The 11,174-nt window shown below is 61.0% G+C and carries 12 protein-coding genes; 8 read left to right on the top strand and 4 right to left on the bottom strand.

Annotated features, from left to right (window positions below):
* Nucleotides 1–26: 26 nt before the first annotated feature.
* The 3 genes from H4684_RS10920 (at nt 27) to H4684_RS10930 (ending at nt 1,423) form a co-directional block, all read left to right on the top strand.
* Nucleotides 27–773 (top strand): RNA methyltransferase, encoded by a 747-nt coding sequence (locus tag H4684_RS10920; RefSeq protein WP_192623752.1) that lies wholly within the window; start codon nt 27–29, stop codon nt 771–773.
* A gap of 147 nt (nt 774–920) precedes the next feature.
* Nucleotides 921–1,172, top strand: a complete 252-nt coding sequence (locus H4684_RS10925) for a type II toxin-antitoxin system prevent-host-death family antitoxin (RefSeq protein WP_092192098.1) — start codon at nt 921–923, stop codon at nt 1,170–1,172.
* The gene (locus H4684_RS10930) at nt 1,169–1,423 is read left to right on the top strand and encodes a Txe/YoeB family addiction module toxin (protein ID WP_092192100.1); all 255 of its coding nucleotides are present in this window, start codon (nt 1,169–1,171) and stop codon (nt 1,421–1,423) included. Before H4684_RS10925 ends, H4684_RS10930 begins: the two co-directional genes overlap by 4 nt.
* Before the next feature lie 105 nt (nt 1,424–1,528).
* On the opposite strand, the gene pdxR is transcribed toward H4684_RS10930, so the two are convergent.
* Nucleotides 1,529–2,983, bottom strand: a complete 1,455-nt coding sequence (gene pdxR / locus H4684_RS10935) for a MocR-like pyridoxine biosynthesis transcription factor PdxR (RefSeq protein WP_192623753.1) — start codon at nt 2,981–2,983, stop codon at nt 1,529–1,531.
* Nucleotides 2,984–3,094: 111 nt separating this feature from the next.
* Between pdxR and H4684_RS10940 the strand changes: the two genes are divergently transcribed.
* Entirely contained in the window at nt 3,095–4,045 is a 951-nt protein-coding gene (locus H4684_RS10940) for a DMT family transporter (protein ID WP_192623754.1), read from the top strand.
* A 72-nt stretch (nt 4,046–4,117) separates the two neighbouring features.
* Here H4684_RS10940 and H4684_RS10945 read toward each other — a convergent pair whose 3' ends face one another.
* Both H4684_RS10945 and H4684_RS10950 read right to left on the bottom strand, forming a co-directional pair.
* Complete coding sequence (locus H4684_RS10945) at nt 4,118–4,729, bottom strand: hypothetical protein (protein ID WP_225940373.1); 612 nt, start codon at nt 4,727–4,729, stop codon at nt 4,118–4,120.
* Between the two features lie 311 nt (nt 4,730–5,040).
* Complete coding sequence (locus H4684_RS10950) at nt 5,041–5,280, bottom strand: hypothetical protein (RefSeq protein ID WP_192623756.1); 240 nt, start codon at nt 5,278–5,280, stop codon at nt 5,041–5,043.
* Between the two features lie 192 nt (nt 5,281–5,472).
* On the opposite strand from H4684_RS10950, the gene H4684_RS10955 reads away from it, so the two are divergent.
* From H4684_RS10955 to H4684_RS10970, 4 genes are read left to right on the top strand one after another with little or no spacing between them, the layout of a single operon-like run.
* On the top strand, nt 5,473–7,068 hold the full coding sequence (locus H4684_RS10955; protein WP_092192110.1) for a peptide chain release factor 3: 1,596 nt from the start codon (nt 5,473–5,475) through the stop codon (nt 7,066–7,068).
* 16 nt (nt 7,069–7,084) lie between these two features.
* On the top strand, nt 7,085–7,975 hold the full coding sequence (locus H4684_RS10960; RefSeq protein WP_192623757.1) for a zinc dependent phospholipase C family protein: 891 nt from the start codon (nt 7,085–7,087) through the stop codon (nt 7,973–7,975).
* Nucleotides 7,947–8,306 (top strand): hypothetical protein, encoded by a 360-nt coding sequence (locus tag H4684_RS10965; RefSeq protein WP_192623758.1) that lies wholly within the window; start codon nt 7,947–7,949, stop codon nt 8,304–8,306. Before H4684_RS10960 ends, H4684_RS10965 begins: the two co-directional genes overlap by 29 nt.
* Nucleotides 8,307–8,337: 31 nt before the next feature.
* Nucleotides 8,338–8,763 (top strand): FKBP-type peptidyl-prolyl cis-trans isomerase, encoded by a 426-nt coding sequence (locus tag H4684_RS10970; RefSeq protein ID WP_192623759.1) that lies wholly within the window; start codon nt 8,338–8,340, stop codon nt 8,761–8,763.
* 252 nt (nt 8,764–9,015) lie between these two features.
* On the opposite strand, the gene H4684_RS10975 is transcribed toward H4684_RS10970, so the two are convergent.
* Complete coding sequence (locus tag H4684_RS10975; protein ID WP_192623760.1) at nt 9,016–11,163, bottom strand: RelA/SpoT family protein; 2,148 nt, start codon at nt 11,161–11,163, stop codon at nt 9,016–9,018.
* Nucleotides 11,164–11,174: the final 11 nt, after the last annotated feature.

Here is an 11,174-nt window from a genome sequence, read left to right on the forward strand (position 1 = left end):
TCCAACCAGCTCCACGGGAGACGAACATGCTTGAAAACATCGACGTCATCCTCTGCAAATCCAAGTATCCGGAAAATATCGGCTCCGTGGCCAGGGCCTGTCTGAACATGGGCTGCGGCCAGATCGTGCTGGTGGACCCATGGAACTGGGACAAGGACAAGGCGCTGCCCCTGGCCACCCACCACGCGGGACACCTGCTGGAAAACATCCGCATCCACCAGACCCTGGCCGAGGCGCTGGCGCCCTATTCCTTTTCCTACGGCACAACGGCCAGAACAGGCGGATGGCGCCAGGCCATCCAGACCCCGGAGGAGGCGGCCCCGCGCATTGTCGAGCAACGCAACGCAGGGGGCAGGATCGCCATCGTCTTCGGCCCCGAGGACAAGGGCCTGACCAACGAGGAGACCGATCTCTGCAACCAGCTCCTGACCATCCCCACCACCGACAACCTGACCTCCCTGAACCTGAGCCAGGCGGTCATGGTCGTGCTCTACGAATGCTTCAAGAAATCCCTGACCAAGCCCTTCAAGGTGGCGGGAGCCCCCAAGGATCGCTACATCAACAACGAAGAGCGGGAAGTCCTCTTCAACCAACTGCGCGAGACCCTGATCGAGATCGATTTCCTGAACAAGGACAACCCCGAATATTTCATGCTACCCCTGAAGCGCTTCTTCAACCGCATCAACCCGCGCCTGAACGAATACAACCTGCTGATGGGCCTGTGTCGCCAGATGCGAAGAATCGTGGCCGTCGCCAAGGACCGGAAGGCGTAGGGGCGAACCTGCGTGTTCGCCCCTACGGCGTCATTGTATGGCCGTACATGGCTGATCATGATTTCATTCGGGCTAAAAAATTTTCGCCTCCCCCTTGCCATCTCCGCACAAGTTCTGTACAGAATATCGTACATATGGAGACAACTAATGGACGCCATCACCTATACCAACGCCCGCGCTAATCTGGCCCAGACCATGACCCAGGTCTGTGAGGACCACGCACCGATCATCATCACCCGGGGCAATGACCAGTCGGTGGTCATGATGTCGCTGGAGGATTACACGGCCCTGGAAGAAACAGCCTACCTCCTGCGCAGCCCCAAAAACGCGGTGCGCCTGCTCAAGGCCATTTCCGAACTCGAATCCGGTCAGGGCCTGGAAAGAGCATTGGCGGAATGAAACTCATCTTCTCCGAAACCGCCTGGGAGGATTACCTCTACTGGCAGAAGACGGACGCAAAGACCCTGGCCCGGATCAACCAGCTCATCCGCGAAGCCTCCCGCCAGCCGTTCACCGGTATCGGCAAGCCCGAGCCCCTCAAACACGCCCTCAAAGGGTACTGGTCCCGCAGGATCAACGACGAGCACCGCTTCGTCTACAAGGCTACGGATGAAGCACTGCTCATCGCCCAGCTTCGCTACCATTATTAGGGGCCAATCATACACGCATCGCCTATGATCCGCTTTTTTGTACGGGTGAAAATTTTTCGCCCACGATCCACCGCCATGGCATCCACGCGTCATCCGTGATTCGAATTATCCCCCCCCCATCGCCACACCCAACCGTCGGACACCCTCTTCGATCACGGACTCCGTGTTGGAGGCAAAATTCAGACGCATGCCGCCCTCGCCCTCTGCCGGATCCAGAAAGAAATTTCCCCCCGGCGCGAAGATCACGCCTTCCCCGCAGGCCTTGGGCAGCAGGTCCGAGGCCTTCATTCCTTCCGGCAATCGCAGCCAGACGAACAGCCCCCCCTTGGGCCGTGTCCAGCTCGTGCATTCCGGCATGTGCCTCGCAAGGGCCGCGAGCATGGCGTCCCGGCGACGTCGGTAGAGTGTGCAGGAACGTTGCAGGTGGGCGTGATAACGGCCCACGGACACGTAATCCTTGAGCGCCCGCTGGATCAGGTTGCAGGTGGCCAGGTCGTGGCAGCGCTTGGAGCGCAGCAGGTGGGCGTAGACCGGGCCGTCGGCCACCACGAAGCCGACGCGCAGGCCCGGGATGAGCATCTTGGAGAAGGTGCTCATGTAGATGACGCGGCCGTCGGGATCGAGGGACTTGAGGGTGGGCTGGGCGCGGCCCTCGTAGCGGATGTCTCCGACATAGTCGTCTTCGAGGATGGGCACGTCGAAACGCCCGGCCAGGCTGATGAGCTGCCTGCGGCGCTGGCCGTCCAGACATGCGCCGGTGGGGTTGTGGAAATTGGGGATGGTGTAGATGAGGCCCGGCCGATGACGGGACAGAACCGCCTCCAGCTCCCGCATGTCCATGCCTTCCTCGTCCACGCCGACAGTCAGGATGCGCAGGCCCCGGGCGCGGAACACGTCCAGGGCCCCGGCGTAGGTCGGGCCTTCGACCACGACGGCCTCGCCGGGTGACAGGATGAGCCCCGTGACCAGGGACAGGGCCTGCTGCGAACCGGCCGTGATCAGAATGCTCTCGGCGTCCGTCTGGATGCCCTGGCTGGCCAGCACCTGGGCCAGGGTGGCGCGCAGCGGCCGGTATCCGGCGATCTCCCCGTACTCCACGGAGGCCACTCCGTCCCGGCGCATGACCTGACTCAGGAGCTTGCGAAACTCGTCCATGGGAAACAGGCGCGGGTCGCACGCACCGCCATCCAGCGCGATCCAGTCCGTTTTCCGGCTGACCTCCGGCAGATAGGCGCTCATGGCCTCGCAGCCGCCGTAAGAGAGACGTCCCTGCCATGCGGGCCAGCCGCCGGACAGGGGAGGATTCCTGGCCTCGCCGGGAGCATGGGGGAGCACGTAGAAGCCGCTGCCCTGCCGGGAAGTGATGAGCCCCTCGGCCATGAGCTCGGCGTAGGCGCTCTCCACCGTGCCGCGACTGACCCCCAGATTCGCGGCCAGGCTCCGGACCGCCGGCAGGCGGATGCCCGGGCGCAGATTCTCGGTCAGGATGCTGTTTCGAAAATGTCCGCTGATCTGCACGTAGACGGGTTCCCGGGATTCAAAATCAAGAGCCAGGCGCATGTCTTCCCTCCTGCCAAATTGGACTGGTCCATTTTATTCAAAATTGCCCCTTACGGCGGGGCCAATTTGCAACTAGACCAGCTTCACATTCAGCACAAGAAGGAGCATCCCATGGCCATGTCCCGTTCCGCCCAAGGCTTCAGCGCCGCTCTCGCCAGCGCCGTGTTCCTGTCCACGACCTCCATCTTCATCCGCCATCTGGTCATGAATTTCGACATGCCGCCGCTCGTCCTGGCCTGCTGGCGCAACATCATCGTGGTCGCGACCCTTGTGCCCCTCATGCTTCTCTTCGATCGCGGACTGCTGCGCGTCGACAAGGTCCACATCCCCTTCCTGGCCATTTTCGGGGTCATGCTGGCCGGCTTCAACGGCCTGTGGGCCATCTCGGTGGCGCAAAACGGGGCGGCCGTGGCCACGGTCATGGTTTACTGCTCCGTGGCCTACACCGCCATTCTGGGCTGGAAATTCATGGGCGAGAGTCTTGGAGCGCTCAAATTCACGGCCATCGCCCTGTGTCTCGGCGGATGCGCACTCATCAGCGGAGCGCTGAGCGCCTCGGCCTGGCAGAGCAATCTGGCGGGCGTCATCGCAGGGCTGCTGACGGGTTTGTGCTACACAGCCTACAGCCTGATGGGACGGATGACCTCGACGCGAGGCATCTCGCCCTGGACCACCCTCCTCTACATCTTCGCGTTCGCGGGGGTGTTCCTCTTCCTGGCCAATCTTACCGGCGGATGGGTTCCCGGTTCGGCGACCACCCCCGGAGACATGTTCTGGCTCGGCTCCAGCGTGGAAGGCTGGACCGTGATGATCCTGCTGGGGGCCATCCCCACGGTGGGCGGTTATGGGTTCTACAACGTCAGCCTGTCCCTGCTGGATGCCAGCGTGGCCAACATCATCGTCTCCCTGGAACCCCTCTTCACCGCCGTCTTCGCCTTCTTCCTGCTGGGCGAAACCCTGACCCCGGTCCAGCTTCTGGGCAGCGCCCTGCTGCTCTCGGGCATGGCGGCCATCAAGCTCGGCGACCTGCGCCGCCCCCTGCCCGTGCCCCAGGAAGCATGAAGCCCCGGGAACAGACGGGGCTTCATGCGGATTCAGATGTCATGATCCGGGGAACGTAAAGCCGGGGAAGGGCTAGCGTTCCTCGGCTTCCTTGCGCACCCTGCGGATCAGATCGGCCATGTTTTTCACATCCGTGACCTTCCAGTATCCTTCGGGCTGAAGCCTCAGATCCAGCTGCACCGGATAGCTGCGCTCGCTGCCGTGATCGTACACCGTCGCCTGGGCCGTGGCCGTGTCACCCTTGGCCGGATTCACGCGCACGCCCCGCAGCTCCTTGCGGGCAGTGGAAGCGTCGGCGAAGAGGACCGCCAAAAGGCCGCCGTCGGGCAACACCGCCTCCTTCGAAGGTCTTCCGGAGAAATCTCCCGAGGCCACGCCCCGGATCACGAATTTTCTGGTCTCTTCCACGAGCATCATCTTCATGGGCCCGGCCGCCGCCGAACCGGATTCCCGCGACAGCCCTCCCGAAAGCATTTCCATGAGCGGATCCCCCTCGCCTCCCGGAGGGTTGGCCGCGTAGTCGGCCACAAAACGGTCCACGCCGCGGGTTATGATGCCGCGCAGGTCGACATATTTTTCAAGCAGCACGTGATCGTTGGTGTCGATGGCGCGCTGAACGTTGGCCAGGCTCATGGCCAGGGGTTCCGCCGCCAAGGCGCCGCCCGCCCAAAAGACAAGAATCATTACAATATAGCATCTGCATCGAACCATGGGGTTTTCTCCTTGTGTTGTGTGGCATCTATGCCAAGCACAACCCGGCCGTCCACAACCAAGCACGTCTGAAAACCGGAAAGTCGCCACGTGACCCAAGGCCGGCTTGCGGCCATCGCATCCGAAGTTCCGGGCCTTGCCGGCAACGCAAAGCCATGTAAAAAGCCCCCACACGAAAACCCTTGGCGCAGAGGCTTTGATCACTGCTCTCAAGCAAGGCGCGTGATCGCGCCATGACGGGAGTAAATCAATGAAATCCGGTCATCCCGGCGTTACGCGAAACATCAGGCCTTCTTGACCTCCAAGGCATCCTCGAAAAATGCGGTCAGCGCGAAATTCCTGCCGCCGATGTTCACCGTCTCGCTCTGGTTGGGAAACAGTTCGAATGTCGGCTCAAAGCTGCTGCCGATGAAAATCGCCTTGGCTTCACCGTTGCTCTCCCAGCGCACCTCGTTGCCGTCATCCAAAACAAGCAGTTCACCATCGTGCACCCGAACAGGCAGATCTTTTTCTGAATACTGCATTGAGCACCTCCATAACTGGTTGAATGGTCGAACACTATTTTGGTTCAACATACCAGAGCGGGGGGCAGGGTCAAGGGTGCATCCGCATTTTCGCCAATTTGAAAGCCATGGCGGGTTCCTTGACTGTTCCCATGATCGCGCCTACTGCCTCCTAGGCCCTGAAGGCAGGGTTACACAGCATTTGGAGAGTCTATGAGCGCATTGGCAAGAGAAATACGACAGAATGTGGAAAAACGCCGCACGTTCGGCATCATCAGTCACCCCGACGCGGGCAAGACGACCCTGACCGAGAAGCTGCTTCTCTTTGGCGGAGCCATCACCCTGGCCGGCACGGTCAAGTCGCGCAAGGCTTCCCGCCACGCGACATCGGACTGGATGAAGATGGAACAGGAACGCGGCATCTCCGTGACCACCTCGGTCATGAAGTTCGAATACGGCGGGTACGACATCAACCTGCTCGACACCCCCGGCCACGAAGATTTTTCCGAGGACACCTATCGCGTCCTGACCGCCGTGGATTCCGCCCTGCTGGTCATCGACAGCGCCAAGGGCGTCGAGGCCCAGACCAAGAAACTGATGGACGTCTGCCGCATGCGCAACACGCCCATCATGACTTTCATCAACAAGCTCGACCGCGACGGTCTTGAGCCGCTGGACCTTTTGGCCGACATCGAGGACCATCTGGGCATCGAGTGCGCCCCCTTGAGCTGGCCCATCGGCATGGGCAAGGGATTCAAGGGCACCTACTCCATCCACAAGAAGCAGATCCATCTCTTTTCGGCCACCCACGGGGGGCGCATCCAGCAGGGCGTGGTCATCGACGACGTGAACGACCCCAAGCTCGACGAACTGCTCGGCCTGCAGGCGCAGGATCTGCGCCGGGATCTCGAACTGCTCGAAGGCGCGGGCAACCCCTTCTCCGTCGAGCGCTATCTGGAAGGCAGCCAGACTCCGGTCTTCTTCGGCAGCGCCATCAACAATTTCGGCGTGCAGGAAATGCTCGACACCTTTGTCGAGCTGGCCCCCTGTCCGCGCCCTCGGGCGACCCTGACCCGCGAAGTTTCGCCCTTCGAGGAGGAATTCTCGGGCGTGGTCTTCAAGATCCAGGCGAACATGGACAAGGCCCACCGGGACCGCATCGCCTTCATGCGCATCTGCTCGGGCAAATACGAAAAAGGCATGAAGATCCGCCACCACCGCATCGGCAAGGACGTGCAGATCTCAAACGCCACCATCTTCATGGCCCAGGACCGGACCGGCGTGGAGGAAGCCTTCGCCGGGGACATCATCGGCCTGCACAACCACGGGACCATCAAGATCGGCGACACCTTCAGCCTGAAGGAAGAGCTCAAGTTCACGGGCATCCCGAGCTTTGCGCCCGAGCATTTCCGCAAGGTCATCCTGAAAAGCCCGCTCAAGACCAAGCAGCTGCAAAAAGGCCTCCAGCAGCTCGCCGAAGAGGGCGCGGTGCAGGTGTTCCGCCCCACGCTCGGCAACGAGTACATTCTGGGCGCGGTGGGCGTCCTGCAGTTTGACGTGATCATTTCACGCCTTAAAGATGAATATGCCGTCGACGCCATCTACACCCCGGTCAACCTGTCCGCGGCGCGGTGGGTGCAAGCCGACGACAAGGCCCTTCTCGAACGATTCCAAAAGGATCTTCACTCGTCCCTGGCCACGGATTCCGAAGGCAACCTGGCCCTGCTGGCCGACAGCACCTGGCGACTTGAATACATCATGGAGCAGTGGCCGGACATCACCTTTCACACCACCAGGGAAAAGAACTAAACTCGGCTGGCGACCCATGGCTTTATTATTTGCTTTTCTTCTTCTGCTTCTGCTTCCCGGCGAGGCGCTGGCCTGGGGGCCGGGGGTGCACATGGCCATCGGCAACCATGTCCTGACCCATCTGCACCTTCTCGCCCCGGCGGTAGCCGCCGTGCTGACGGCCCACCCCGAGCAGTTCCTGTACGGATGCCTGTCGGCCGATATTTTCATCGGCAAGGGCAGCAAATTCACGCCCTCCCATTCCCACAACTGGGACACGGGCAAGGCCCTCTTGCGCCAGGCCGAAGACGGAAAGGCCCAGGCCTACGCCTATGGCTACCTGTCCCATCTGGCCGCCGACGTCATCGCGCACAACTATCTGGTCCCGAACATGCTCGGCTTCTCCGCCGGACGTGGCAAATTCGCCCACACCTATGTGGAGATGCTGGCCGACCTGCAGGTCGAATGGCCCCGCAAACAGGCCTCGCGCATCTTTCGCATCCCGCATCCCGAGGCCGACGATTCCCTGGTCCTGACCATGGGACAGAAAAAATTGCCCTTCAGCATCAAAAAACGCATCTTCCGCCAAAGCCTGCATCTGGTGGAGGAAAAATCCTACAAACGCTCCCTGCGCATGTTCCAGAGTTTTCTGCCCTTTGCCCGCAAGAAGGCGTTCATCGCCGAAGCCATCGCCCATGCCCAGAATCTGGTCATGGATCTGCTCAGAAATCCGCAACGCTCGCCGGTGCTGGAGTGCGACCCCATCGGCAGCCAGAACCTGGACCAGGTGCGCAGATTCCAGCGCAAGCAGCGCTCCTATTACACCGCACGCGGTGAAGGCATCATTTTTCCCATGGACACCCGTCTTGAACCCTGTCTGCAAGTTTTCGGAGGCACCGATGACCGATTTTCTCAATTTTCTGAGTGATCAGATCCGGCAAGTGCGGAACATCGAAAGCACCGCGCACGACCTGCTGCACAATGCGGGCGACGATGCCGGATATCGCGAGGCCATGCATCGCAAGGCGGAACTGCTGGCCAACCTGTCCGCCAACGCGGCCCCTTTTCTTGATGCGCTGAGCCTTGAACGGCGTCCCATGATCGAACACAAGCTGGACATGTTTTCCCAAAGCGCGCGGCGCAGCCTGGACATAGGCAGCGTCTTCTACATGTCCGCGCTGCTCTACCCGGACGACCACAAACCAGGAGAGCCCAACACCCTCGAACTCTGGCTTGCGGAACTCGAGCGGTCCAAATAAAACCAGTAACCTTAAATCCACAGGAAACATCATGACACTTGAAGCTGGAACCAAAGTACTGGTTCATTACACGGGCACGCTCGACGACGGCACCCAGTTCGATTCCTCCCGGGAGCGCGACCCCCTGGAGATCATCCTCGGCCAGGACATGGTCATCCCCGGCTTTGAAAAAGCCATCGTCGATCTCGAGCCCGGCCAGAGCGTCACCGTGACCATCCCGGAGGAAGAGGCCTACGGCCCGCACAACGAGGAAATGGTCATCCGCGTTCCCAAGACGTCCTTCCCCCCGGAGATCGTACCCACCGTCGGCGAACAGCTGGTGCTGCGCTCCCCCGACGGCAACGAGCTCCCGGCCCTCATCGTCGACGTCGATGACGACGAAGCCACCCTGGACGCCAACCATCCCCTGGCCGGATTCGCCCTGACCTTTGAGATCGAGCTGGTCAGCGTAGGCTAGGCGCAGACATTCAAGACAAAAGGCATGGGTTCCCGCCTGCGCGCGGGAATGACGTCGAGACAGCACGGCGGGCAACGCCTTCAAACGGTCCAGAAACGCCATTGTCATTCCCATGAAGACTGGAATCCATGCCTTTTGTCAGCATTCTCCCGCCCCACCCGATTCAGACTCCGTCAAAACCCAAAAAAAAGGGATTCCGAGCTTTCCCCGAAATCCCCCGTCCCAGCCGGACAGCCCGGCTTCAACCAGGCCTCAACCCGCCGAAGTCCGCGTAACCTCCTGCACTGCCTCAAGATTCCGCAATTTCTCGATGATGGCGTAAAGCTGGGTCGTGGTCTTGACCTCGATGACGAAATCGAGCTCCGACATCCCGTCCACGGCGGACGTGAACTTGCCTGAATCGATGTTGATGCCTTCCTTGGCCAAAAGCCCGCTGACCAGACCCAGAACGCCGCGCTCGTTCTTGCAGACGACCTTGATCCTGGCCGGCAGGGGCTTGGTTTCCTCCTGACCGCCCCAGCTCACGTCAAGCAGGCGTTCGGGCTCCATGTTGGCCACGTTGGGACAGTCCTGGGTGTGAACTGTCACCCCGAGGCCCCGGCTGATATAGCCCACAATGGGGTCCCCGGGCAGCGGATTGCAGCACTGGGCATAGCGGATGAGCACCCCGTCGACGCCCTGGATGCTGATGGAATCGGGATCCTGGGGCTTGGTCTGGGGCGCGGCCGGACCCGTGGGCTTGCGCTCCTCGGTTTTTTGCTCCTCCTTGGGCAGAAGCTTCCGGAGCACCTGCCGGGCGGTGATGCGTCCATGCCCCACGGCGGAAAAAAGGTCGTCGAGCTGGCGAAAGGAAAACTCCTTGACCACGGGGTCGAAATCGCCGCTCTTGATGGCCTTGGCCACGTTGATGCCCATGCGGCGACCCTCCTTTTCCAGGAGTTCCTTGGCCAGCGACAGGCTGCGCGCCCGCTCCTCGGTGCCAATCCAGTGCTTGATGCGCGACCGGGCCTTGCCGGACTTGACGAACTGCAGCCAGTCCCGGCTCGGATTGCGGGAGGCGTCGGTGATGATTTCCACCGTGTCGCCATTCTTGAGCGGCGTGTTCAGCGGGACGATGCGCCCGTTGACCTTGGCCCCGGCGCAGTGGTTACCGACCTCGGTGTGGATCAGATAAGCGAAATCCACGGGCGTCCCGCCTTCGGGCAGCTCCTTGACCTGGCCGCGCGGCGTGAAGACGTAAACCTCGTCCTGGAACAGATCGAGGCTGAGCGTCGACATGAAATCCCGGGAGTCCTTCAGGTCTCCCTGCCAGTCCAGGATCTGGCGCAGCCAGCTGAAGCGGTCCGCGTCCTGGGCCTTCTTGCTGCCCCGCTCCTTGTAGGACCAGTGCGCGGCCACGCCGTTCTCGGCCAGCTGATGCATCTCCTCGGTGCGGATCTGAATCTCGATGCGCTCGCCCTCCGGGCCGATGACCGTCGAGTGCAGACTCTGGTACATGTTGGCCTTGGGCATGGAGATGTAATCCTTGAACTTGCCCGGCACCGGCCGCCACAGGGAATGCACGAGCCCAAGCACCGTGTAGCACTCCCGCAGATTATTCACGATGACCCGAAACGCGATCATGTCGAAGATCTGATCCAGGGTCAGCCCGCGCTGTTTCATCTTGTGATAGATGGAATAGATGTGCTTGATGCGGCCCTTGACCCGCCCGTTGATCTCGTTTTCGTGCAGGACGTCCTGGATCATGGCGCTGACCTTGTCGATATAGGCCTGGCCCTGATCCTGGTAACGATTGATGCCTTCGGATATCTGGGCATACACGTCGGGCTTCATGTACCTCAGGCCATAATTCTCAAGCTGCACCTTGATGCGGTAGAGACCCAAGCGGTTGGCCAGCGGCGCGTAGATGCCGAGGGTTTCCTGGGCAATGGCGCGCTGCTTGTATTCCTTCTGGAATTCAAGGGTGGATATGTTGTGCAGGCGGTCGGCGAGCTTGACCAGGATGACCCGGATATCGTCGGCCATGGCCAGGATCATCTTGCGGATGTTTTCGGCCTGGGCCTGCTCCTTGGATTCGAAGTTCATCTTGCTGATCTTGGTCACGCCCTCGACGATGGCGCCGACCTCGGGCCCGAAAAGCTCGACGATCTGCGGGATGGAGGCTTCGGTGTCCTCCACCGTGTCGTGCAGCAATCCGGCCACGATGGTTGCCGCATCCAGTCGCAAATCCACAAGAATATTGCTCACTTCCAAAGGATGGGACAGATAGGGCTCGCCGGAAAGCCGGATCTGCCCGGCATGGGCGGCGGCGGAAAAGACATAGGCCTTCTGGATAAGAGCCACGTCCAGCGGGGAGAGATATGTGGACGCCTGGTCCAGAATGTCGGTAATGCGAATCATGTTTTTTCCTG

The sequence above is a fragment of the Desulfomicrobium macestii genome (assembly GCF_014873765.1).
GTDB classification, from domain to species: Bacteria; Desulfobacterota; Desulfovibrionia; order Desulfovibrionales; family Desulfomicrobiaceae; genus Desulfomicrobium; species Desulfomicrobium macestii.